Below are 21,988 nucleotides of genomic sequence, written 5' to 3'. Positions count from 1 at the left end.
GGGGGGGGGGGGGGGGCGCCCCGGGGGGGCCGGCGCGGGCGCCGGGGGGGGGGCGGCGGCCCCGCGCGGGGGGGGGGGGGGCCCCGGGCGGGCCCCCCCCCCCCCCACCGCGGTGGGTCACATCTGCTCGGGGGCCAGGTATCCGCCCATGTTGAACCGGAGGCTGGTCAGGTACGCGACCGGCTGGCCGTCCGGGTCGTTGACGTCGAGCAGCGGCATCATCCGGTAGATCTGCCCCTTGCCCGGGGCGCCCGCCGGCGGGATGCTGCGCACGTCGTCGATGGTCAGGATGATCGGCTCCCGGTTCATCAGCTTCAGCCCGAGCTTCGGCATGTCGAAGATCGCGCCGACCGCCATCCGGCACGCCTTGGCCGACGGCCCCTCACCCGCGTACGGGTCGAACGGGGTGCGGATCTGACCGGCGGAGAGGCAGTCCGGGTTCAGGGTCACCGTGATCCGGCCGAGCTCCTCGCACTCACCGACCATCTTCATCTCGATGAGGTTGGTGTAGACCTCGGCGTCGGCCCACTCGCCCGAGGTGGACGGCGAGCGGACGACCCGCACCCACCCGTCGAACGGCACGGTGAACTCGCCGACGCCGGGCACCGCGAAGGTGTCGATCGAGTTGATGCCCAGGTTGTCGATGCCGGGCTCCGGCGGGGTCCACGGCACGACCGGGGCGCCGGCGTACACGTCCGGCACGCCGTCGGTCTGCACGGGGCGACCGAAAAGAACGCTCTTGGTGCTCATCTCAGGTGTCCTCTTCCTCTGTCAGGGCAGCAGGCTGGTGTGGTCGCAGCAGGTCAGGCCGGGCTGGTCCGCGATCCCGTCCTGGTTCATGTCGATCTCGCCGTCGACGGTCGAGTAGACGTCGCGGGAGTTCATGTCGATGACCCCGTCGCCGTCCCAGTCGTTCAGCTTGCCCTTGAACGTGCCCAGGATGAACGCGTTGGTCATGTGCCCGATCTCCGGGTCGTGCAGCGTGGAGAGCACGCCGTTGCCCGGCTGGAGGATCTCCTCCATGGAGCGACCGGCGATCCGGGCCAGGTTGATGTAGCCCCAGCCCTGGAACCGGCCACGGACGTAGCGGATGGCCGCCTCGTCGTGGATCTGGAACTGCGGGTCGAGGTGCCAGGTGCCGTACCGGGCGAAGCCGATGTTGGCCTGGCGGGTGCCCTCGCTCGGGTCGTCGGCGTGACCGGACTTGAAGAACGTCCGGGGCACCAGCGACTCGAAGAAGAAGTTGCCGCGGTCCCGGCGGGTGCGGTCGGTGAAGCCGCGGAACAGGTAGTTGTCGCAGTGCGGCGAGCCGTCGGCGTGCAGCCCGTCGATGGTCTTGGCGATCACGAGCTGCCGCTCGCGGGTCGCCACGTTCGGGCAGGCGTGCGCCTGGCCGTAGATGCGGGCCAGCCCCTGCGGGGCGAGCGAGATCTTGCCCCAGTGCTGGTTGCTGTCGTCCAGCCGCACGTACAGGTCGCAGTGGATCAGCAGGTAGATGGTCTCGTCGAAGGTGCGGCCCGGGGTGAACTTGCCGGACCGGCCGTCGAACGCCGGGTCACCGGTCTGCAGCTCGCTGCGGAACAGGTGCGACCACTCGGCGATCTCCGGGTCGGCGTCCTTGGCGAACTTGCTGAGCGCGCCCACCGCGTGCGCGCCGCCGAGCTTCTCGATGGCCCACAGCGCGTCCCAGCGGACCTCCCGGTTGGCGTCGTGCAGGACGGCCTGGCCGAGCAGTTCGATCGCGTCCGGCAGGTCGCGGTCGGCGTACTCGAACAGGGCCTGCTCGCGCATCGCCGCGTCCGGGTGGTTCAGCGCCGCGTCCCGCAGTTCCTGGTTGGTGCGGTTGTCCAGCCGGACGGCCACCTTGTTGAGCGCGTAGCCGAAGTCGCTCGCCCAGGCCGCCGGGTCGCCGGCGACGAACCGCGGGTCCATCGCCGGCAGTGTGGTCCGGTAGGAGAAGTTGAGCGCGTCGCGCTGGTCCGCGGAGAGGGCGTCCAGGTTGACCGGCGCCGCGTCGGCCGGGACCGCCTCCTCCCACGCACCCTGGGCACCCTCCGCGAGCGCACCCGGCGACTTGTTACAGAGATCGATTGCCATTGCTGCCTCCCTAGGCGCTTCCTGGCTCGTGCCTCGACGGTAGGACGATCCGGGTCTCTATATTTCTTTCAAGTTGCTAAGCCTCCACATTGCCCCAGGGCGTCGATCGATATATCTTTATCAAGTAGCTGAGTGGAGGAATCCCATGTCACCTCAGCCCCGCCCCCGCTCCGGCCGGATCGCCCTGCGCGCGCTGCGGCCCGAGCCGACACCCGTCCGCACCGTCCCCCGCGCCGCCCGCTGGCGGGTGAACGGGCCGACCGGTCATCCGCTCGTCGACCACCTGCGCCGCCAGCCGTACCCGGCCGCCGGACCGGAGGTCGACGTCCTGGTCCTGGCCGACCGGTGGCCGGCGGCCGGCTCGGCCGGGCTGCTCGACGCGTACCGGCGGTCCACCGGCCGCATGCTCACCGTGGTGCACTCCGGCGCGGGCGGCGGGAGCCTGCTGCGCGGGCTCGCCGCCTCCGACGGCCGGCCGGCCGGCACGATCGCGCTGGCCGAACCGACGGTCCCGGCGCTGCGCCGCGCCGTCGGCCTGCTCGCCGCGCCCGCCGGCGGCGACGAGTTCACCGTCGACGCGGACGGCGCGGTGCACACCATCGGCTGGACGGCCACCCCGCTGCCCGGCCGCCGGCCCCGGCTGGCCGGACGGACCGTGCTGGTCACCGGCGGGCTGGGCGGACTGGGCAGCCGCATCGCGGTCGCGCTCGCCGCCGCCGGCGCGACCCCGGTGCTGCTCGACCGACGGACCGTCTCCGAATGCCCGCCGGACGTCCGCCGGATCGTCGGCGTGCTGCGCCGCCGCTGCCCGGCCGCCCGGCTGCGCACCGCCGACCTCACCGACCCGGAGGCCACCGGCGCGGCCCTGGCCGGCCTGCGCCCGTACGCCATCGTGCACTGCGCCGGTCGGATCGCCGGCGGCACCGGCGTCCAGCTCGACGGCCCGGCCGTCGACGCGCTGGTCGCGGCGAAGGTGACGAGCCTGGAGACGGTGCTCGCCACGGTCCGCACCGGACGGCTCCGCGCGGTGCTCGCGTTCGGCTCGCTCACCGCCCACGGCGCCCATCCCGACCTGGCCGGCTACGCGCTCGCCAACGAGCTGCTGCGCCGCGCCACCGCCCGGTACGCCGCCGCCCACCCCACCGTCCGCTGCTGCACCGCCGAGTGGTCGCTCTGGTCCGGGGCCGGGATGGCCCGCCAGGTGGCCCGCCTGGCGGCCCGCCGGCTCGGCATGGTCCCGGTGCCGGTCGCCACCGGGGTCACGGCGGCGGTCCGGCTGCTCGCGGCACTCGCCGACCCGCCGGCCGACACCGACCCGCCCGGCTCGCTGTTGATCTGTGGGGAACGCCCCGGCACGCAGGGCGCCTGGGCCGGGCGACCGGAGGGGGTGCCCGGCGTAGACGCGGCGCTGATGGTGCCGGCCGGCGACGACCTGGACGCCGCGATCCGCTCGGTGGCCGAGGCGGCGGCCGGCGACGCCACGCTGATCCCGGAGGGCACGGTCGGCGGCGCCCCGCTGCTGGTCCGCGCCACCGTCTCCGGCGACGGGGTGGACTGCCTGGTCCACGCCGGGTCCGATCCGGAGGGACCGGCGCTGCGCAACACCCGGTTCCGGCTGTTCCGCGCGGGCGGCTGACGCGTCCGCACCGGCTGAGAGAGGTGAACACGATGACCGACGACTATCTGAAACTGCCCGACGACTGGGTCCGCGTCATGGTCAGCGTGCCGGCGTCCGACCACGAGGTGTGGGACGCCGTCACCGACCCGAGACGGGTCGCGCAGTGGTTCGGGAACCTACGGACGCCGATGACGCCCGGCGTCCCCAACCGGGTCGACTTCGGCGACGGCGACTTCTTCGACGTCGACGTCGACCACGTCGAACCCGGCGAGCGGCTCCTGTTCCGCTGGCGGTTCCTCGGCGTCGGCCCGGAGTGCCGGGTCACCTGGACGCTCACCGGAGGCGCCGAGGCGACCACGCTGACCGTCGACGACAGCTGCCCCGGCCGACCCGGCGCGGAGGTGGCCCAGCTCAAGGCCGGCTGGCTCGACTTCGTCGGCCGGCTGGCCCGCTACCTGGAGACCGGCCGCCCCGCCCGCTACGACTGGCGGCAGGAGATCGACGGCAGCGTGGTGCTGCCGGACGGGCCCTGGCATCCGCTGCGCGACGAGACGGTGGTCGACTGGCTGCCGATCGCTGTCGACGCCACCGGCCCGGGATGGTTCTTCGTGGTCGACCAGGAGGGCCCACGCCGGTTCACGCTGCGCGACTGGGACCTCGACCGGGACCGGACGCTCGCCTTCGCCGTCGAGATCCCCGGCGCCCGGACGGCGACGCACTGCCAGGTCCGCGTCGAACCGGCGGCGCGGGGCGGCACGCTCGCCGTGTCGCACCAGGGCTGGCACCGGCTCGGCCTCAGCGACCTCCAGCAGCGGACGCTGCGGCACCGATTCGCCGCCACCTGGACCGCCGCGCTCGGGCTGGCCGAGGAGTGCGCCCGCACCCGCCAGGAGCTGCGGTGACGGCGGTCGTCCAGCCGCACCGGGCCGCGATCCGGGCCGGCCAGGGCCACCGGCACGGCCGGCCCACCGTGCTCCAACAACACCGGGAGGCGGTCGGGCGGGTGATCCGGACCATCCGCGACCGGCTCGACGAGCCGTGGCCGCTGTCCCGGCTGGCCCAGCTCGCGTACCTCAGCCCGTTCCATTTCAGCCGCGTCTTCCGCCTGGTCACCGGCACCCCACCCGGACGGTTCCTGTCCGCGCTGCGGATGGCCGAGGCCCGCCGGCTGGTGGTGTCCAGCCGGATGAACGTCACCGACATCTGCACCACCGTCGGCTACAGCAGCCTGGGCACCTTCACCACCCAGTTCACCGAGCAGGTCGGGATCGGGCCGGGACGGCTGCGCCGGCTCGACGCGGCGTACGGGCGGCGACCGTTGGCACACGTGGTCACCGACGCGACCGTCGAGCCGGACGTCGCCGAGCCGCCCGGCGGCCGGGTCGACGGCACCGTGCACACCCCGGACGGAAGCCCGCGGCTGGTCCTGCTCGGCCTCTTCCCGACCGCGTTGGCGCAGGGGCTCCCGGTCGCCTGCGCCAGCGTCGTCGGGCCCGCGCCGTTCGCCATCACCGGGGCCCCCGCCGGGACCTGGCACCTGCTGGCCTGCGCGCACCCGGACGCCACCACCGTCGGCGAGGTGCTGGCCGGCGCGGACGACCCGGACGTCTGGGTGGGCGCGGTCGACACGCCGGTGGTCGTCGCCGACGGCCGGGTCTGCGGACCGTTGACGGTCCGACTCGCGCCGGCCCGCCTCACCGACCCGCCGATCCTGTCCGGCCTGCCGGTGCTGCCGCTGGCCGACCGCGCCGACCCGGCCGGGTCGGCGGCGCTCCGGCCGCCCGAGCGCGCCTGACACCACGCGTGCCCGCGGTGGCCGCCGGAAGATCCGGGGCGGCACCGCGGGCACGTGCCGGTCAGCGCGTGGCGGTGGGCGCCGGGCCACCTACCCGCTGGAAGTCCACCTCGGGGCTGATCCCCCGCACGGTGCCCTCCACCACCAGCAACGACATCAGCGGGAAGGCGAAGTCGGAGGCGGCGTAGATGCCGTACCGCTGCTGGAGGTCGTACACGCCGTTGCCGAACACCGACATGTCGAAGTCGTTGTCCGGCCCGGCGGTGCGGGCCACCAGGTCCGCGACCGCCCGGATGAAGCCCTCCCGGTCGACGGGCGTCCCGGTGTCGACGGCGCTGGCCAGCACGATCTCCCCGCACCGGCGACCGTCACCCGCCGCCAGCCGGGCGAAGAACTCCCCGATCGCCGCCCGCACGCCGTCCGGCAGCTGGACGCAGTACCCGGCGTCGAGGATCACCACCCGGGCGTCCGGGGTGAGGTAGAGGTTGCCCGGGTGCAGATCACAGTGGACGAAGCCGGCGCCGAAGAACAGCCGGTTCACCGCGGCGAGCACGACCTCGGCGAGCCGGGCCCGCACCCCGGGCGCCAGCCGCTCGGCGTGGCGCGCGTCCAGGTCCGGCACGTACTCGAAGACCAGGCAGTTGCTCGCGGACCGGCCCCGGTGCAGGGCCGGCACCGTGACCTCCGGGAACGCGGCCAGCTCGGCGCGGAGCCGCTCGCTGTGCTCCGCCTCCCGGCGGAAGTCGAGCTGCCCGAGGATCGCCGCGCTGAGGTAGCCGATCAGGTCGGCGATCGGCATGCCGCGCATCTTCGGCGCCCGCGCGGCCAGCCGGGCCATCCCCTCGATCAGCCGGAGGTCCGCCCGCATCCGGTCGTCGATGTCGGTGCGCTTCAGCTTCAGCGCCACCACCGTGCCGTCGTCCAGCACCGCCCGGTAGACCGAGGCGATGCTGCCGCTGGCCAGCGGCGTCCGGTCCACCGATCGCAGCGACAGCCGCGGTTGTTCCGCCCGGGCCCGCCGCAGCGCCTCGTCCGCCGCCGCCGGCGACATCGGCGGCACGTCGTCGAAGAGCGTGCCGAGCCGGGCACAGAGCGCCGGCGGCAGCGCGTCCCGGCGGGTCCCGGCGATCTGCCCGAACTTGACGAACGTCGGCCCGAGCCGCTGGAGCGCCCGCACGACGCCGCGGTAGCGCCGGTCCGCCGCCGCCGCCCGGCCCCGGGTCACCCGCGCCACCAGGGACGCCGGCAGGGTACGCGCCAGCTCCCCGGACGCCACCGCGACGATGGCGAGCGCCCGCAGGAACATCCGCAACGACATGGTCACTCCTCACTCGAAGGCGAACATCTCCGCCATCTGCCGCAGCCGGGGGCCGGCCGGGGCCCGCCGGATCATCTGCTCCCGCAGCCAGCAGGCCGCCGGGTTGCCCCACGTCCCGACCCGGCCCAGCATCCGGGCCTGCCGGGTCAGGCCGTCCGCCCGGCGTCGGCGCGCGGCCTCGTACCGGGGCAGCGCCTGCTCCACCGGGTGCTCCCGCAGGCACCGCCCGAGGACCACCGCGTCCTCCAGCGCCTGGCAGGTGCCCTGGCCGAGGTTCGGGGTGCTGGGATGGGCGGCGTCGCCGACCAGGACCACCCGGCCGGCGCTCCACCGCGGCACCGGCGCCCGGTCGTAGATGTCGGTGACCACGATGTCCTCGTCGGGCGTCGCGGCCAGCACCCGCGGCACCGGGTCGTGCCAACCGTCGAACCGGGCCGACCAGACCCGGCGGGGCACCCGCTCCCCCCACCCCCGGCGCATCGGCATGGTGGCGAACCAGTAGGCCCGCCCGCCGGTGAGCGGGAACAGCCCGAACTGCGCCGCGCGGCCCATGGTCAGCAGGCCCGGCGCGACGCCGAGGTCGTGCCGGGCGACGCCGCGCCAGACCGGGTAGCCGGCGTACCGCAGCCGGTCCGGGCCGTCGCCGAGCAGTTGCCGGCGGACCGCCGACCGGATCCCGTCCGCGCCGACCAGCAGGTCCACCGTCGCGGTGCCGCCGTCGGAGAGGTCGACCCGCACCCGCCCGCCCGTCTCGGTCCAGCCCACGCAGCGCACGCCGGTGCGCAGCGTGCCCGGGGACAACTGGTCGCGCAACGCCGCCACCAGGTCGGCGCGCAGCAGCGCGAGACCGCGCCCGCCGAACCGCTCCGCCATCACCGGACCGGGCACGTCGTCGAGCACCCGGCCGTCCGCGGCCCGGATCTGGTTGCCCTCCGCCGGGCACCCGGCCTCCCGGACCGGCTTGTCGGCCCGCAGCGCGGCCAGCGCGGCCAGCGCGTTCGGCCACAGCGTGAGCGCCACACCGGACGCCGACGGATCGACCGAGCGTTCCACCACCTCGGCCGTCCAGCCGGCGTCCCGCAACGCCAGCGCGGTCGCCAGGCCGGCCGGCCCGCCACCGACGATCAGTGCCCGTCGAGTCGTCATGCCGCCGCCTTCCGGTCACCCGCGGACCACCCGCCGGCAAACGGTAGAACGGCGTCACCGGCCGTCGATTCTCGCCGATTGCTGTTCCCGCCGGGCCGGCCGGACAACAGCAACATCCGATAAGAGACGCCGTCGGGGACGGGTCAGGATCGATGGTGATCCGGGCGCCCGAGCGCCCGGTACGACGAGCGCGGACTTCGGAGGTCGCGGTGGCCACACCTGACAACAAGGCGGTCGTACGGAAGCTCATCGACGCCTGGAACGACGGCGACATCAACGCCCTGATGACCTTCTGGTCCCCCACGATGGTGCACCACGGCCGCGCCGGCACCATCAGCGCCCAGGACACCGCGGCGGAGATGCGCCGGTTCCTCGACGCCTTTCCCGACCTGCGGATGGAGCTGCACAGCATCGTCTCCGAGGGCGAGCTGGTGGCCACCCGGATGACCGTGCACGCCACCCACACCGGCGCCTACATGGGCATCCCGCCGACCGGCCGGACGGTGGCCTGCGCGCTGATGGGTCAGCTGCGCATCGTCGACGGCGTGGTGGTCGACCACTGGGGCGTGGCCGACGCGCTCGGCATCATGGTGCAGATCGGCATGCTCCCCGCCGAGCTCTCCACCGCCTTCTCCTGAGCAGATCCCGGCCCGCACGAGCGACAAGGAGCACGCGAGATGACCGCACATCACAGCGATCTGGCCCAGCGCAAACGCGACTTCGAGGAGACGGTCCGGAACTTCCGCAAGGCCGTGCTGTTCGACTACGACCTCACCGCCGTGCAGCACGTCCTGGCGCCCGGGTTCGTCGACCACTTCGCCCCGCCCTGGGACCCACCGAGCCGGGACGGCGTGGCGCACCGGTTCGACCACGCGAACCAGGTCCTCACCACGCGCAAGGTCGAGGTGCTGGTGTCGGTCTGCGAGGGCGACATCCTGGCGCAGGCCATCCTGCTGCACTTCGAGCACACCGGCCCGTTCATGGGCATCCCGGCCACCGGCCGCCGGTTCGAGATCGGCGGCTCCAACACGTTCCGCTTCGCCGAGGGCAAGATCGCCGAGCACTGGGGCGTCTTCGACGTCGCGAAGATCCCGGACCTGCTCGCCGGCGAGCCCGGCGCCACCGGCGGCTGGTCGTCCATGTGGGACCGGGACGAGATCGGCACCGCCGGCAAGGCCTGACCCGGCACCGCCACGGGCCCCGCCGGTCACCGGCGGGGCCCGACGCGTACCGGCCGGTGCGTGACCGGGTGCGCCGGCAGCCGTTCGTAGCGGGGACGCGGCGGCGGGCCGGAACGACGCGACCCGGGCGGGTCCGCCCGGGTCGCGACCTCGTCTCCGTCCCCGGGTCAGCCGCCCGGCCGGCCCGCCGGCGCGGGCGCGGCGGCGCGCGCGAGGACCGGGGCGTGCTCCCGGGCGAAGTCCGCCAGCGAGCGGGGCGCCGACCCGGTCAGCCGTCGCACCGTGTCGGTGACCGTCGCCACCCGGCCGGCCGCGATCAGGTCGTTGAACACGGCCACGTCCTCGGCGTACCACTCCTCGGCGCCGAACCGGCGCAGCATCGCCGCCACCTGTTCCCGCGGCACCGGCAGGTGGCGTACCGGCAGTCCGGTCGCCTCCGCCAGCACCTTCGCGGTGTCGTCGAAGGAGAGCGCCTCCGGCCCGGACAGCACCAGCGTGCGGTCGTACGCCCAGTCGGGGCAGTCGACGAGCGTCGCGGCCACCGCGGCGGCCACGTCCCGGGCGTCGACCATGGCGACCCGCCCGTCCCCGGCCGAGCTGCGGATCGCCCCGCCGCCCACCATGCCGAAGAGGTTCTGCATGAAGAAGGCGAGTTGCAGCACCGTGTGCCGGACCGGGGAGTTCACCAGCAGCGCGTTCGCGTCGCCCTGCCAGACGCCGTGCCGCAGCGGCGAGTCGCGACCGGCGTCCAGCACCGACAGCTTCACCACGTGCCGCACGCCGGCGCGCACCGCCGCGTCGATCGCGTTCCGCTCCTGGGTGAGCTGCCCCCGCCCGGTCGCGGTGAGCACGAACATCCGGTCCACGCCGGCCAGCGCCGCGTCGAGGTCGGCCGGCCGGCCCAGGTCGCCGGCCACCAGCTCGGCCCGGTCGCCCAGCCGGGTCCGGGCCCGCTCGACGTCGCGGACCAGGGCCCGGGGCCGGACCCCGGCCCGGTCGAGCAGCCGGACCAGTTCCGTACCGACCCGGCCGGTCGCCCCGGTGACCAGGATCGGGGTGGTCATGCCAGCTCCTGGTGGTTGTCGACGGTCACGTCCTTCTCCGGCAGCTCCCCGGTGACCAGGTAGCGGGTGACCAGCTCGTTGACCACCGGATGCCCGCCGAACGGGAAGAGCTTGTGGCACGCGGTGTCGGCGGCGAGCACCAGCCGGCTGTTGTCCGGCAGCAGCTCGCGCAGCCGCCAGGCGCCGACCGCCCGGGTGAAGATGTCCGCCTCGGACTGCACCAGCAGCACCGACCGCGCCGTGTTGCCCGGCCCGATCTCGGTCAGCGGCTCCACCGGCGAGGTGGGCCAGAACGCGCCGGCCTTCACGGTGGCCAGGGTGCGCCCGATGAACGGCAGCTCGGTGGCGACGCTGGCCATCTCCGCCTCGTAGCGGTCGAGGTCGCGCGGCCAGCTCGACTCGCCGCAGAGGATCGCGAGCTGACCGGCCGGCGTGCTGTCCTGCCGCTGGTTGACCAGGCCCATCAGCTCACCGACCGAGGGGCCGGGGAGCGGCTCGCCGTGCACCGCGGCCTTGAGCACGGCGCCGAGCAGCGGGTACGTGCGGTCCGTGGTGAGCATCACCACCGTGAAGAACTCCAGCGCGAACCGGTCCAGCGGCATCGGCAGGCCCGGCACGGCGAGCGGCTCGGTGCCGGCGCGCTCCAGCAGCTCGTCGTAGCGGGCCCGGACCTCGGCGGCGTCGGCGCCCAGGCGCAGGTCGCCGTCGCGCGCCGCCGCCCACTGGCACCAGCGCCGCACCGCCGCCTCGGTGCTGGCGGCCACGTTGAGGAACAGACCACGCCACGGCCAGTCCGGGCTCAGCACGCTGTCCAGCACCACCCGGTCGGTGCGCCCGCCGAAGAGCTGGCTGTAGACCGCGCCCAGGTAGGTCCCGTACGACCAGCCGAGGTAGGAGACGGTCTCGACGCCGAGCGCGGCGCGGATGACGTCCATGTCCCGGGCGACGTTGCGGGTGCTGGCGTACGGGAGCAGGTCCAGGGCGACGTCCGCCACCTTGGCCGCCACCTTCGACTGGAACCGGATCTCCGCGTCGAGGCTCTGCGGCCGGTGGAAGACCCACAGCCGCTCCTCCGGCGTCCAGTCCACCTCGATCGGGTGGCTGTCGCCGCTGAACCGGTGGTCGAAGGCGACCAGGTCGAACCGGTCCAGCACCTCGGCCGGGAGCGACCCGACGAGCTGCCCGAGCAGCGGTATGCCCCGGTTGCCCGGGTCGTCGGGCGCGATCATCAGCACGCCGATCCGGTTCGCCGGGTCCCCGGCGGGCTGGCGGGCGACGGCGATCTCGATGGTGCGGCCGGCCGGGTCGCGGTAGTCGAGCGGCACGGTGACCCGGGTACGCTCCGCGCCCGCCGGCTCCGTGGCCGGTTCCCAGGTCAACGACTGGCGGTGGAAGCCGGCCAGGCCGTCGGCGGCCGGCTCGTCACCGGCCGGTGTGCTCAGGACGTCGGTGGACATGCGACGTTCTCCCTTCGTCAGGCGGTCGGCCGGTCAAGCCCGGAGTTCGTAGAGCGTGTTGAACGGGCTGGGCTCCATCAGCCTCTCCACGGTGGTGAAGCCCGCCTCGGTGCACAGTCGATCCAGCAGCGCCGGCGGCAGGCCCATCAGTCCGGCCGGGTCGGCGACGCCGGCCGCGAGCCCCTGGGGCACGTGCTGCAGGGTGCTGATCGCGTAGAGCATGCTGCTCACCGGGTTCGGGCCGGCCGGCGGCACGTCCTCGCCGTTGGTGGCCAGCAGCAGGAACACCCCGTGCGACTGGAGCGCGTCGTGGATGCGACGCAGCAGCGCCGCCGGATCGGGCGCCTCGTGCAGCACGTCGATCGCCAGCACCAGGGCGAACCCGTCGCCGAGGTCCTCGGCCGGGTCGGCGGTGCTGAAGCGGATCCGGTCGGCCACCCCGGCCGCCGCCGCCTCGGCCCGCGCCCGCCGGATGTTGATCTCCACCGGGTCGTACCCGACCAGCTCCAGGCGCGGGAACGCCTGCGCCAGCAGGATCAACGCCCGCCCGTCCCCGCAGTGCACCTGGGCGACCCGACCCCCGACCCGGAGCTGCTCGGTGAGCCCGTCCACGGCCATCACCCACTGCCGCACCAGCACCTTGCCGAGCCGGTTCGCGTCCTTGTGCCACACGGTCTCGAACAGCTCCGCCGGGTACTCCTCCGGATGCAGCCCGGCACCGGTCCGGAAGCCGTCGATCACCCGGTCCGAGACGGCTGACAACGCGGGCATCAGCCGGGCCATGTCCCCCATGTAGAACGGCCCGTCCGCATCGCCGAGCGCGGCAGCCGGCCCGGGCGGCAGGGCGTACCGTCCGTCGCCGTCCCGGGTGAGGTAGCCGGCGGTCGCCAGGGCGAGCGCCCACTCGCGGACGTACCGCTCCCGGGTGCCGGTGCGGTCGGCGAGTTCGGCCGCGGTGGCCGGCCCCGAGCGGACCAGTTCGGCGAAGAGGCCGAGCCGGCTGCCGATCGCGCACATGACGACGGTGCCGGCCGCCGACACGTCGGCGACGAAACGCTGCATGAAGGACATGAGCGCGCTCATGTCGAGCTGTCCCGGCGGCCCGGACGGCTGCGGGGCGTCGGAGGTCAGGGTGGGCTGGTTCACGTCATCACCTCTCGGAGGGGACGGGGCCGGTGGCCGGGACGGTCGGTGCGCGGTTCACCAGTGCACGGGGATCTCGCCCGGGGTCCGGAACGCGGGCACCGGCAGCCACTGGAGCTGGTCGGCCGGTACGGCCAGACGCAGCCCCGGGAAGTCCCGGGCGAGGCCGGCGAGCAGGGCGGTCAGCTCGATGCGGCCCAGCGGGGCGCCGAGGCAGTGGTGGATGCCCTGGGCGAAGGTCAGGTGCGGGTTGGGCCGCCGGGCCAGGTCGAGACGCCCGGCGTCGGGGAAGACCGACTCGTCGAAGTTGGCCGCGTTGAACGACGGGATCACCGGGTCGCCGGCCGGGATGGTGACCCCGGACAGCTCGACGTCGGCCATCGCGATCCGCACCGAGCCCAGCCCGCCGCCGGCCGACTGCGAGTGCCGGAGCAGCTCCTCCACCGCGGTCGGCACCAGCTCCGGCTCCGCGTGCAGGGCCGGCAGCCCGGCCGGGTCACGGAGCAGGTTGAGCAGCAGGTGCACGATCTCCGCGGTGACCGGCTGGTCCCCGGCGCCCACCAGGTCGAAGATCAACGCGATCAGCTCGGGGTCGGCGAGCTGGTCGTCGCCGTCCGGGCGGACCAGGTCGCTCAACGCGTCGTCGGCCGGTTCGTCCCGGCGGGCCCCGATCAGGTCGAGCAGGTACTGCTGGAGCCCGCCCATCGCCGCCATCTGCTCCTCGGGGGCGACGGCGCCGAAGCTGAACGCGGTCCGGATCAGCTCGGCGAACGGCGGGTACTCGTCGTCCGGTACGCCGAGGACGGTGGCGACCACCGCCAGCGGCAACGGGCGGGCCACCAGCCCGAGCACGTCCGCCGGCTGGTCCGCCCCGGCCAGCCGGTCGAGGTGCGCGGCGACCACCCGCTCGACGCGGGGGCGGAGCCGGGCCAGCCGGTCCGGGTCGAACGCGCGCGCGGCGAGCCGGCGGACCCGGGTGTGGTCCGGCGGGTCCAGGTAGAACAGCGACGGCAACGGGGGGATCGGCGCGAGCCGGGGCGCGTCGGGGCCGGTCAGCGCCCGCCGGCTGAACCGCTCGTCGCCGAGGACCGTCAGCACGTCCGCGTGGCGGGTCACCAGCCAGGCGCGGTCGCCGGTGGGCAGCACCACCGGGGTCACCGGCGCGTCGGCGCGGAGCGCCGCGTACTGCGGTGGCGGCAGGCACGGGTCGTCCTGCGGGAACGGGAAGGTCGTGACGGTGGTGGACTGCGCCGTCTCGGCTCGGGTGCTCATGCTGCGGCCTCCATTGTCGACATCGATGTGTGGCCCGTCGGATCACCAGGTGACCGGCAGCGCCCGAAGGCCCCGGACGGTGGGAGTTGGCATGCTGAGCAGCGACACCTGCGTCATCGGCCGGGGGAACGTCCGGGGCAGGTCCGCGCCGAGGATGCGGGCCCGGCCGAACCGCCGGTCGGCCAGCACGGCCCGGTTCGCGGCGGGGTCCCGCACGAGCCACGCCTCACCGCCGTACGGGGGCGTCACCGGGGAGATCGACTGCTCGTACGGGAGCCGCCGGTGGCGCTGGTCGATGGTGCGGCCGACGTCCCGGGTGAACGGGTACGCGGGCGCCGCGTCGTCACGGCTCACGGAGCCACCTGCCGTTTCCGGTGCACTGCGAGGGCGGACGCCGCGGTCGTGATCAGCGGCGTACGGCCACGCTATGCGGCCGGACGAGCGGCGGGCTTCCTCCACCTTGCTCCGGGTGGGAACCCGCGCCGGTGGGTCAGTGCTCCTGTTCGAGCACGGTGAGCATGGAGCGGATCACCGAGGAGCGCCAGCCGCTGCCCATCGTGCGGTGGGCGACCGCCTGGAAGGGGCTGTCCAGGTCGAACCCGTCGTGCTCCATCAGCATCCGGGTGCCCCGGCCCTCGGGGACCAGCCGCCAGGTGACGGTGGAGTCGAGGCCGTTGCCGCTGCGGTCGACCCAGGTGATCTGGAGGAGGCGCTCCGGCTCGACGGCGAGGACCTCGCAGTGGATCGTCCCGGCGAAGTGCAGGGCGGGCATCGGCTTGGCCTGGAAGGTGAAGCGGTGCCCGACGACCGGCTTGAAGTCGTTGGGCATCAGCCATCGGGCCATCAGATCGGGGTCCACCAGGATCCGCCACACCTGCGCCGGCGGATAGGGAAGGAACTGGTCGACTTCGATCCTGCCTGATTCGATCACTCGGGGTTCCCCTCGGACGCGGACTCCTCGGCGACCAGCGCGGCGAAGTCGCTCAGCCGCTCGCGCCAGAACCGCTCGTAGGGGGTGAGCCAGTCGCGCAGGTCCATCAACGGCGCCGGCTCCAGGCGGTAGAGCCGCTTGCGGCCGGCGCGGCGCTCGGAGACCAGGCCGGCGTCGCGGAGCACCTTGAGGTGCTCGGAGACGCTCGGGCGCCGCATGTCGAAGGAGGCGGCGAGATCCTGCACGGACTGCGGCCCACCGTCGCGCAGCAGCCGGATCAGGTCGCGTCGGACCGGGCTGGCCAGCGCGGCGAAGACGTCGACCCCGGTGGTGGCGGGCATGGTCAGCCGCCCGATTCGCGGGTCGCCGGGACCTCGCCGGTCACCAGGACGAAGCCGTTGCCGTCGGGATCGACGAAGGTGGCGTCCCGCCCCCACGGGCGGTCGTGCGGGCCGTCGACCTTCACCCCGGCGGCGCGCAGGCGCGCGCAGTCGGCGTCGAGGTCGTTGGTCTCCAACTGGACTCCCTGGAGGTCACCGGGCCCGAAGCCGGTGCGCCCCGGCACCAGAACGATACCAGTCGCGCCCTTCTCCGGCCCGACCTGCAACCAGCGCATGGGGCCCATCGTCAGGTCCTGGACGACCGTCAATCCCAACACGTCGGCGTAGAACTGCCGTGCCCGGTCCTGGTCCGACACGGAGACCGTGATGAGCCTGATCTGGGTGATGGTCATGAACAGGACGATAGGTAGGAGGTTTCCTACCTGTCAACCAGCGGGCCGGAACGTCGCAACCGGCGAGAAACATGCCGGCGGCCCGCGTCGCCCGGGACCGGGGCGACGCGGACCGCTGGCACGACAGCCGGTCAGCGGCTCCGGTACCGCGTGATCGCCAGGCCCGCGAAGACCACGATCAGCACCGCGATCCAGATCAGCGCCCGGGTCACGTAGTAGCCGGTGCTGTGGCCGAGCAACGCCTCGGCGGACGCACCCTGGGTGAGCGTCCGCACCGCGTTGACCACCACCGTGACCGGCTGGTGCTCGGTGAACGCCTGCAACCAGCCCGGCATGCTGGAGGTCGGCACGAACGCGCTGGACGCGAAGCTGATCGGCATCACGATGAAGGAGATGCCCTGCGCCGCCTGGACGCTGCCGGCCAGCAGCCCGATCGCCACGAAGATCCAGACGAAGGCGAACCCGAAGAGCACCAGCAGACCGAACGCGCCGAGCGCGGACGCCCAGTCGGTGTGCACCCGCATGCCGACCGCGAACGCGATGGCGATGGTGGGGATGAGCACCGCGACGGTCATCGCCAGGTCGGCGAGCACCCGGCCGGTCAGGACCGCGCTGCGCGGCATGGGCAGCGACCGGAGCCGGTCGAACAGGCCGCCGACGTGATCCTCGGCCACCCCCAGCGCGGTGCTGATGGTGGCGAACATGATGCCCACGGTGAGCAGGCCGGGCGCCATGAAGTCGACGTAGCGCATCGTGCCGGTGCCGATGGCCCCGCCGAAGACGTACCGGAAGATGAGCAGGAACGCCACCGACTGCACGATCCGCAGGATCAGCAGCTGCGGCGTCCGGCGGTAGATGCGCAGGGCACGCCCGGTGAGCACGCCGATGCTGGGAAACAGGCCGGCGGTGTTGGCCGGGTGCGGCGCGGCCACGGCGGTCATCGGGCACTCCTCGAAGCGGTCTCGGGCTCGACGCCCACGGGGGATCCGGACGGTCCCGACCCGGTGTCGGACGCGGACGACGACCCGGTCAGCGACAGGAAGACCTCGTCCAGCGTGGGCCGGCGGAGCGCGACGTCCTCGACGTGCACGCCCAGCTCGCCGACCTCCTGGAGCGCCTCCCGGAGCCGCTCCGGGCCCGCGTCGACCGCCACCGAGACCATCAGCGAGCCCTGGTCGACCACCGGCGCCTCGGCGCCGATGCGGGCCAGGGCACGGCTCGCCGGGTCGAGATCCTCCCGGTCACGGACGTGCAGCTCCACGATGTCGCGGCCGGCCCGGCTCTTCAGCTCCTTGCCGGTGCCGGAGGCGATGACCCGGCCGCGGTCGATGATCAGGATGGTGTTGGCGAGCCGGTCCGCCTCTTCCAGGTATTGCGTGGTGAGCAGCACGTCGGTGCCCTCCACGGTGAGCGCCCGGATGGTGTCCCACAGCTCGATCCGGCTCTGCGGGTCGAGGCCGGTGGTGGGCTCGTCGAGCAGCAGCACCTGCGGGCGGCCGACCAGGCTCGCGCCGAGGTCGAGGCGGCGCCGCATGCCGCCGGAGTAGGTGCGGACCAGGCGGTCGCCGGACTCACCGAGGCGGAGTCGGTCGAGCGTCTCCTCCGCCGCGGCCCGGGCCGCCCGGCGGCTGCGGCCGAACAACCGGGCGATCATCTCGAGGTTCTCCCGCCCGGTCAGCGCGGGCTCGACCGTGGCGTGCTGCCCGGCGAGGCCGATCATCTGGCGGACCCGGGCCGGCGCGGTGGTCACGTCGACCCCGCAGACACGCAGGACACCGGCGTCCGGCCGGGTCAGCGTGGAGATCATCCGGAGGAACGTCGTCTTGCCGGCGCCGTTCGGGCCGAGGATCGCGGCGACCTGGCCGGGCTCCAGGCGCACGTCGAGCCCGTCGAGCGCGACGACCTTACCGAAGGACTTGGTGAGGCCCACGGCCTCGATCATCAATGACATGGCACTCTCTCGACTGAGATCGGGTGTCCGCCGGGCCGGAACGGTCGCGGTGACCCCGCCCGGGGGGAGGGCGCCCGGGTCACCGCGACCGCGAAGGGGCCGGACTACTGGCCGCCGGGCGCCGACATGAGCACGAAGCCGTTGCCGTCCGGGTCGGAGAAGTTGGCGTCCCGGCCCCACGGCCGGGCGTTGGGACCGTCCACCTTGACGCCGGCGGCCCGCAGGCTCTCACAGTCGCCGTCGAGGTCGTCGGTGAACAGCTGGACACCCTTCAGGCCGCCCGCCGGCACACCCAGCACGCTCGGCAGCAGCGCGAAGCTGACCGGCGAGCCCTTGGGCGCGACCTCGAGCCAGCGCATGGGCCCCATCTGAGAGTCCTGAGACACCTCGAAACCGAGCTGTTCGACGTAGAACTGCTTGGCGGCGTCCTGGTCGGACACGGGCACGGTGATCATCTTGATTCCGTTGATGCTCATGCCGACGACAATAGGTAGGGAATCTCCTACGTGTCAAGCAGCCGCGCCGGCGACGCGCCGGTCTTACGCAGGGCCGCGAGCACGAACGCCGGCGTCACCGACTGCTGGGTGATCTCGGTGCCCAACGCGTCGGCGAGCGCGTTGGTGATGGCCGGCGGGGCGCAGATCGCGCCCCCCTCACCGACGCCCCGGTGGTCCGGCGGCCCCTCCCCCGGCTCCGGGCCCAGGTGCACGATCTCGATCGGCGGCACGTCCACGGCGGTGGGCAGCAGATAGTCCCGCAACGTCGCGGTCAGCGGCCGGCCCGCCGCGTCGTAGTCCAGGCGCTCGAACAGCACCCCGCCCAGGCCCTGCGCGGTGCCGCCCCGGATCTGGCCCTCGACGACCGCCGGGTTGATCATCGACCCGCAGTCCTCGACCACCAGGTAGCGGGTGATCGTCACCTGCCCGGTCCCCGGGTCGACCCGCACCCAGCAGCAGTGGGTGGCCTGCGCGAAACCCCCGTCCTCCCCGCCGTGGGTGGCGGTCGCGGCCAGCTCCGTCGGGGTGTCCGGCGGGAGGTACGCCGGGGCCAGCGACACCATGCCGGCGAGCTGCACCATGGTCAGCGCGGTGGTCGGCCGCTCCCGCACGTAGACCCGCCCGCCGCCCAGCGCCAGTTCCTCCGGCGGCGCGCCGAGCATCCCGGCGGCGAGCCGGAGCACCTGCTCGCGGACGGCCCGGGCGGCCCGGCGCGCGGCGCCGCTGCCGAACGTCGCGGCCCGGCTGCCCCCGGTGCCCACCATGCTGAACGGCGTGGCGTCGGTGTCGCCGTGCACCACCCGCACCGCGGTGTACGGCAGGTCGAACTCCGCCGCCACCACCTGGGCCAGCGTCGTCTCGTGCCCCTGGCCGTGCGGCACCTGGGAGGTGAACAGCGACACCTCGCCGGTCGGCTCGACGCGCACCCGGGCGGTCTCCTTGCCGCCGCCGGACATGGCGAGGAACTCCGCTCCGCCCGGCGCCGGCTCGATGAACGTGGCCAGCCCGAACCCGAGCACCTCGCCGCGTTCCCGGGCCCGCCGCTGAGCCACCCGGAACGCCGGCACGTCGGCCAGCTCCAGGGCCCGTTCCAGGGTGGCCGGCGCCCGGGTGTCCGCCAGCCGCCAGCCCGCCGCCGTCCGGTACGGCTGCTCCTCGACCGGCACCAGGTTGCGCCGGCGGATCTCCACCGGGGTCAGCCCCAGCTCGCCGGCGACGATGTCGAGCAGCACCTCCCGGGCCCAGGTCTCCACCGCCCACGGGCCCCGGTACGCGACGTACGGGCCCTTGTTCGTGCAGACCGTGGTCACCTCGAAGTCGTACGCCGGCACGCGGTAGGGGCCGGGGATCAGCAGGCGCAGCGCGAGCGTGAAGAACGCCGGGTTCATCGGGACCACCGAGTACGCCCCGACGTCCATCACCAGCGCGGCCCGCAGCCCGAGCAGCGTGCCGTCGGCCCGGACCGCCGCCTCCAGGCACATCGAATCGTCCCGGGCGTGGCCGCCGACCAGCAGGTTCTCCCGGCGGTCCTCGATCCACCGCACCGGCCGGCCGGTGCGCACGGCCGCCGCACAGATCAGCAGGTCCTCCCGGGTGATCCCCCACTTCGAGCCGAACGAGCCGCCCACGTCCGGCACCACCACCCGGATCCGGTTCGGCGCGATCCCGAGGTGGGCCGCGAGCACCATCCGCATCAGGTGCGGCGCGTGCACGGCGGCGTGGAACGTCAGCTCCCCGCCCGCCGGCTCGTACACCGCGAGCCCGCCCCGGGTCTCCAGCGGGGCGGCCATGTAGCGGTGCTGCCGCAGCGTCCGCGCGACCACGCGGTCGGCCGCGCGGAACGCCGCCGCGACGTCGCCGTAGCGGACGCGGTCGTGGTAGGGCACGTTGCCGGGCGCCACGTCGTACAGCGCTGGCGACGCCGGGTCCAGGGCGGTCGCCACGTCCGGCACCGGCGGCAGCTCCGTGTAGCGCACCTCGATCAGCTCCAGCGCGTCCTCGGCCAGGTAGCGGCTCTCCGCCACCACCATCGCGATCGGGTCGCCGACCAGCCGGACCCGGTCGTCGGCCAACGCCGGGTGCACCAACTGGGTCATCCCGGGGATGGAGGCGTCGAAACGCACCGGGGTCAGCGTCCCGACGAGGTCCGCCGCGGTGAACACCGCGACCACGCCGGGCGCGCGGCGCGCCGCGCGCACGTCCACGGTGACGGTGGCGTGCGGCACCGTGCTGCGCAGGAAGGCGACGTGCGCGAGGTGCGGCGCGGTCAGGTCGGCCACGTACCGGCCGCCGCCGGTGAGCAGCCGCGGGTCCTCCAGCCGTCGCGCCGGGCTGCCGACCCGCCCCCGCTCGGTGTCGTCGTCGGTCATCGCGCCGCTCCCTCCGTCCCGGGCACGGCGGCCGGGTCCGGGCGTCGCGCGGCGGCGAGCCGGACCGCGTCCACGATGCTCTGGTAGCCGGTGCACCGGCACAGGTTCCCGGCCAGCGCGGCCCGGATCGCCGGCTCGTCCGGCGTCGGCTCGTCGGCGAGCAGCGCGTGTGCCGCCAGCACCATGCCCGGCGTGCAGAAGCCGCACTGCACCGCGTGGCAGCGCCGGAACGCCTCCTGCACCGGCCCCAGCTCGCCGGGCGGGGCCAGCCCCTCCACGGTGGTGATCTCGTGCCCCCGGGCCTGCACCGCGAACATCAGGCAGGCGTACACCGGCTCGCCGTCGAGCAGCACCGTGCAGGCGCCGCAGGCGCCCTGCTCGCAGCCGACGTGCGTGCCGGTGAGCCCGAGCTCCTCGCGGAGGAAGTCGGCGAGCGTCCGCCGGGGTTCGGCCGGCGCGGCCCGCCGGACCCCGTTGACCACCAGTTCGACCGCGTCCATGCGTACCCCCGATCAGTGGGTGTGCGGCGCGGCCCGGCGCGCCGCGTCGGTCAGGGCGCGGCGCAGCAGCGTCACCAGCGCCTCGCGGCGGTGGGCCGCGTCGGCGGCGACGTCGCCGACCGGCGCCACCTCGTCCACCAGGCCGGCCGCCGCGTCGGCGAGCGCGGCGTCGTCGAGGGCGCCGCCACGCAGCGCCGCCTCCACGCCGGGCAGCCGGCGGGGCGCGGGGCCGCCGCCGAGCACCGCGACCCGGGCGTACGCGCAGCCGCCCGCGCCGTCCCGGCCGAGCACCACCGCGGCGCCGGCCAGCGCGAAGTCCCGGGCCCGGCGCCCCGTCTCGTGGAACCCGTGACCGGCGCCGGCCGGCGGGACCGGGAACCGGATCCGGGTCAGCACCTCGTCCGGGCCGGCGATCGAGCCGCCCTCGGGCGCGAAGAAGTCGCCGGCCGGCACCTCGCGTTCCCCGCCGGCCCGGGTCAGCACCAGCCGGGCGTCCAGCGCGAGCGCCACCGCCGGCAGCTCGGCCGCGGCGTGGCCGACGACGAGGCTGCCGCCGACCGTGCCCCGCGCGCGCACCTGCGGGTGGCCGATGTGGCCGACCGCGGCGGTGAGCAGCGGCAGCCGCGCGGCGATCGACGGCGAGCGTTCCACCGCGCGCTGGCGGACCAGCGCGCCCACGGTCACCTCGCGCGGGCCATCGGTGATCTCCGCCAGCCCGGCGACCCGGTTCAGGTCGACCAGCACGGCCGGGCGGGCCAGCCGCAGCGCCATCAGCGGGACCAGGCTCTGGCCGCCGGCGATCACTGCCGCGTCCGGCCCGTGCCGGGCGAGCAGGTCGTGCGCCTCGGCCAGACTGCGGGGGGCGTGGTACGCGAACGGCGCGGCCTTCACCGCCACCTCCCTCGGCTCGGCGGGT

Annotated in this window: 23 protein-coding genes; 5 read left to right on the top strand and 18 right to left on the bottom strand. The window is 74.5% G+C overall.

Annotation, left to right across the window (positions count from 1 at the left end; translation table 11 throughout):
* Nucleotides 1-117: 117 nt before the first annotated feature.
* Complete coding sequence (locus ACH495_RS11525) at nt 118-750, bottom strand: DUF6073 family protein (RefSeq protein ID WP_396857636.1); 633 nt, start codon at nt 748-750, stop codon at nt 118-120.
* Nucleotides 751-771: 21 nt separating this feature from the next.
* On the bottom strand, nt 772-2,097 hold the full coding sequence (locus tag ACH495_RS11520; protein WP_396857635.1) for a HEAT repeat domain-containing protein: 1,326 nt from the start codon (nt 2,095-2,097) through the stop codon (nt 772-774).
* Between the two features lie 145 nt (nt 2,098-2,242).
* On the opposite strand from ACH495_RS11520, the gene ACH495_RS11515 reads away from it, so the two are divergent.
* From ACH495_RS11515 to ACH495_RS11505, 3 genes are read left to right on the top strand one after another with little or no spacing between them, the layout of a single operon-like run.
* A complete protein-coding gene (locus tag ACH495_RS11515; protein ID WP_396857634.1) occupies nt 2,243-3,733 on the top strand; it encodes a KR domain-containing protein in 1,491 nt (496 codons plus the stop codon).
* A 32-nt stretch (nt 3,734-3,765) separates the two neighbouring features.
* Nucleotides 3,766-4,617 (top strand): SRPBCC domain-containing protein, encoded by an 852-nt coding sequence (locus tag ACH495_RS11510; protein WP_396857633.1) that lies wholly within the window; start codon nt 3,766-3,768, stop codon nt 4,615-4,617.
* Nucleotides 4,614-5,510: a helix-turn-helix domain-containing protein gene (locus ACH495_RS11505; RefSeq protein ID WP_396857632.1), complete on the top strand. Its 897-nt coding sequence runs from the start codon at nt 4,614-4,616 to the stop codon at nt 5,508-5,510. The genes ACH495_RS11510 and ACH495_RS11505 overlap by 4 nt, the downstream gene beginning before the upstream one ends.
* A 61-nt stretch (nt 5,511-5,571) precedes the next feature.
* Here ACH495_RS11505 and ACH495_RS11500 read toward each other — a convergent pair whose 3' ends face one another.
* Nucleotides 5,572-6,828 carry an ABC1 kinase family protein gene (locus ACH495_RS11500; RefSeq protein WP_396857631.1) on the bottom strand — a complete coding sequence of 419 codons (1,257 nt, stop codon included), beginning with the start codon at nt 6,826-6,828 and terminating at the stop codon, nt 5,572-5,574.
* Between the two features lie 9 nt (nt 6,829-6,837).
* On the bottom strand, nt 6,838-7,974 hold the full coding sequence (locus tag ACH495_RS11495; RefSeq protein ID WP_396857630.1) for an FAD-dependent monooxygenase: 1,137 nt from the start codon (nt 7,972-7,974) through the stop codon (nt 6,838-6,840).
* 209 nt (nt 7,975-8,183) lie between these two features.
* On the opposite strand from ACH495_RS11495, the gene ACH495_RS11490 reads away from it, so the two are divergent.
* Nucleotides 8,184-8,612, top strand: coding sequence for an ester cyclase (locus tag ACH495_RS11490; protein ID WP_396857629.1), 429 nt, complete (start codon nt 8,184-8,186; stop codon nt 8,610-8,612).
* Between the two features lie 39 nt (nt 8,613-8,651).
* Entirely contained in the window at nt 8,652-9,155 is a 504-nt protein-coding gene (locus ACH495_RS11485) for an ester cyclase (RefSeq protein WP_396857628.1), read from the top strand.
* A gap of 167 nt (nt 9,156-9,322) precedes the next feature.
* Here ACH495_RS11485 and ACH495_RS11480 read toward each other — a convergent pair whose 3' ends face one another.
* From ACH495_RS11480 to ACH495_RS11415, 14 genes are all read right to left on the bottom strand, one after another.
* Nucleotides 9,323-10,219: an NAD(P)H-binding protein gene (locus tag ACH495_RS11480; RefSeq protein WP_396857627.1), complete on the bottom strand. Its 897-nt coding sequence runs from the start codon at nt 10,217-10,219 to the stop codon at nt 9,323-9,325.
* Complete coding sequence (locus ACH495_RS11475) at nt 10,216-11,676, bottom strand: alpha/beta fold hydrolase (protein WP_396857626.1); 1,461 nt, start codon at nt 11,674-11,676, stop codon at nt 10,216-10,218. Before ACH495_RS11475 ends, ACH495_RS11480 begins: the two co-directional genes overlap by 4 nt.
* A 33-nt stretch (nt 11,677-11,709) precedes the next feature.
* The gene (locus tag ACH495_RS11470; protein ID WP_396857625.1) at nt 11,710-12,822 is read right to left on the bottom strand and encodes a class I SAM-dependent methyltransferase; all 1,113 of its coding nucleotides are present in this window, start codon (nt 12,820-12,822) and stop codon (nt 11,710-11,712) included.
* Between the two features lie 54 nt (nt 12,823-12,876).
* Entirely contained in the window at nt 12,877-14,091 is a 1,215-nt protein-coding gene (locus tag ACH495_RS11465) for a cytochrome P450 (protein ID WP_396857624.1), read from the bottom strand.
* A gap of 42 nt (nt 14,092-14,133) precedes the next feature.
* Nucleotides 14,134-14,445, bottom strand: coding sequence for a hypothetical protein (locus tag ACH495_RS11460; protein WP_396857623.1), 312 nt, complete (start codon nt 14,443-14,445; stop codon nt 14,134-14,136).
* A 136-nt stretch (nt 14,446-14,581) separates the two neighbouring features.
* Nucleotides 14,582-15,022, bottom strand: coding sequence for an SRPBCC domain-containing protein (locus ACH495_RS11455; RefSeq protein WP_396857622.1), 441 nt, complete (start codon nt 15,020-15,022; stop codon nt 14,582-14,584).
* On the bottom strand, nt 15,019-15,363 hold the full coding sequence (locus tag ACH495_RS11450; RefSeq protein ID WP_396857621.1) for an ArsR/SmtB family transcription factor: 345 nt from the start codon (nt 15,361-15,363) through the stop codon (nt 15,019-15,021). The genes ACH495_RS11455 and ACH495_RS11450 overlap by 4 nt, the downstream gene beginning before the upstream one ends.
* 2 nt (nt 15,364-15,365) lie before the next feature.
* Complete coding sequence (locus ACH495_RS11445) at nt 15,366-15,755, bottom strand: VOC family protein (RefSeq protein WP_396857620.1); 390 nt, start codon at nt 15,753-15,755, stop codon at nt 15,366-15,368.
* Nucleotides 15,756-15,886: 131 nt separating this feature from the next.
* Complete coding sequence (locus tag ACH495_RS11440) at nt 15,887-16,696, bottom strand: ABC transporter permease (RefSeq protein WP_396857619.1); 810 nt, start codon at nt 16,694-16,696, stop codon at nt 15,887-15,889.
* Nucleotides 16,693-17,697, bottom strand: a complete 1,005-nt coding sequence (locus tag ACH495_RS11435) for an ATP-binding cassette domain-containing protein (protein ID WP_396857618.1) — start codon at nt 17,695-17,697, stop codon at nt 16,693-16,695. The genes ACH495_RS11440 and ACH495_RS11435 overlap by 4 nt, the downstream gene beginning before the upstream one ends.
* A gap of 113 nt (nt 17,698-17,810) precedes the next feature.
* Entirely contained in the window at nt 17,811-18,182 is a 372-nt protein-coding gene (locus ACH495_RS11430; RefSeq protein ID WP_396857617.1) for a VOC family protein, read from the bottom strand.
* A 26-nt stretch (nt 18,183-18,208) separates the two neighbouring features.
* On the bottom strand, nt 18,209-20,572 hold the full coding sequence (locus ACH495_RS11425) for a xanthine dehydrogenase family protein molybdopterin-binding subunit (RefSeq protein ID WP_396857616.1): 2,364 nt from the start codon (nt 20,570-20,572) through the stop codon (nt 18,209-18,211).
* Nucleotides 20,569-21,072 (bottom strand): (2Fe-2S)-binding protein, encoded by a 504-nt coding sequence (locus ACH495_RS11420; protein ID WP_396857615.1) that lies wholly within the window; start codon nt 21,070-21,072, stop codon nt 20,569-20,571. The genes ACH495_RS11425 and ACH495_RS11420 overlap by 4 nt, the downstream gene beginning before the upstream one ends.
* Before the next feature lie 12 nt (nt 21,073-21,084).
* On the bottom strand, nt 21,085-21,963 hold the full coding sequence (locus tag ACH495_RS11415; RefSeq protein WP_396857614.1) for an FAD binding domain-containing protein: 879 nt from the start codon (nt 21,961-21,963) through the stop codon (nt 21,085-21,087).
* Nucleotides 21,964-21,988: the final 25 nt, after the last annotated feature.

Source organism: Micromonospora sp. NPDC018662, from assembly GCF_044391475.1.
Lineage (GTDB): Bacteria > Actinomycetota > Actinomycetes > Mycobacteriales > Micromonosporaceae > Micromonospora.
Note: the sequence above shows the minus strand (reverse complement) of the source record. Positions and strands in the feature narration are given on the sequence as shown.

Excerpts from the sequence above, each read along its gene's own strand:
- ACH495_RS11500 (WP_396857631.1), bottom strand. The coding sequence starts at position 6,828 with ATGTCGTTGCGGATGTTCCTGCGGGCGCTCGCCATCGTCGCGGTGGCG.
- ACH495_RS11475 (WP_396857626.1), bottom strand. The coding sequence starts at position 11,676 with ATGTCCACCGACGTCCTGAGCACACCGGCCGGTGACGAGCCGGCCGCC.
- ACH495_RS11495 (WP_396857630.1), bottom strand. The coding sequence starts at position 7,974 with ATGACGACTCGACGGGCACTGATCGTCGGTGGCGGGCCGGCCGGCCTG.
- ACH495_RS11515 (WP_396857634.1), top strand. The coding sequence starts at position 2,243 with ATGTCACCTCAGCCCCGCCCCCGCTCCGGCCGGATCGCCCTGCGCGCG.
- ACH495_RS11510 (WP_396857633.1), top strand. The coding sequence starts at position 3,766 with ATGACCGACGACTATCTGAAACTGCCCGACGACTGGGTCCGCGTCATG.
- ACH495_RS11525 (WP_396857636.1), bottom strand. The coding sequence starts at position 750 with ATGAGCACCAAGAGCGTTCTTTTCGGTCGCCCCGTGCAGACCGACGGC.
- ACH495_RS11450 (WP_396857621.1), bottom strand. The coding sequence starts at position 15,363 with ATGCCCGCCACCACCGGGGTCGACGTCTTCGCCGCGCTGGCCAGCCCG.
- ACH495_RS11465 (WP_396857624.1), bottom strand. The coding sequence starts at position 14,091 with ATGAGCACCCGAGCCGAGACGGCGCAGTCCACCACCGTCACGACCTTC.
- ACH495_RS11430 (WP_396857617.1), bottom strand. The coding sequence starts at position 18,182 with ATGAGCATCAACGGAATCAAGATGATCACCGTGCCCGTGTCCGACCAG.
- ACH495_RS11420 (WP_396857615.1), bottom strand. The coding sequence starts at position 21,072 with ATGGACGCGGTCGAACTGGTGGTCAACGGGGTCCGGCGGGCCGCGCCG.
- ACH495_RS11520 (WP_396857635.1), bottom strand. The coding sequence starts at position 2,097 with ATGGCAATCGATCTCTGTAACAAGTCGCCGGGTGCGCTCGCGGAGGGT.
- ACH495_RS11445 (WP_396857620.1), bottom strand. The coding sequence starts at position 15,755 with ATGACCATCACCCAGATCAGGCTCATCACGGTCTCCGTGTCGGACCAG.
- ACH495_RS11425 (WP_396857616.1), bottom strand. The coding sequence starts at position 20,572 with ATGACCGACGACGACACCGAGCGGGGGCGGGTCGGCAGCCCGGCGCGA.
- ACH495_RS11435 (WP_396857618.1), bottom strand. The coding sequence starts at position 17,697 with ATGATCGAGGCCGTGGGCCTCACCAAGTCCTTCGGTAAGGTCGTCGCG.
- ACH495_RS11480 (WP_396857627.1), bottom strand. The coding sequence starts at position 10,219 with ATGACCACCCCGATCCTGGTCACCGGGGCGACCGGCCGGGTCGGTACG.
- ACH495_RS11485 (WP_396857628.1), top strand. The coding sequence starts at position 8,652 with ATGACCGCACATCACAGCGATCTGGCCCAGCGCAAACGCGACTTCGAG.
- ACH495_RS11440 (WP_396857619.1), bottom strand. The coding sequence starts at position 16,696 with ATGACCGCCGTGGCCGCGCCGCACCCGGCCAACACCGCCGGCCTGTTT.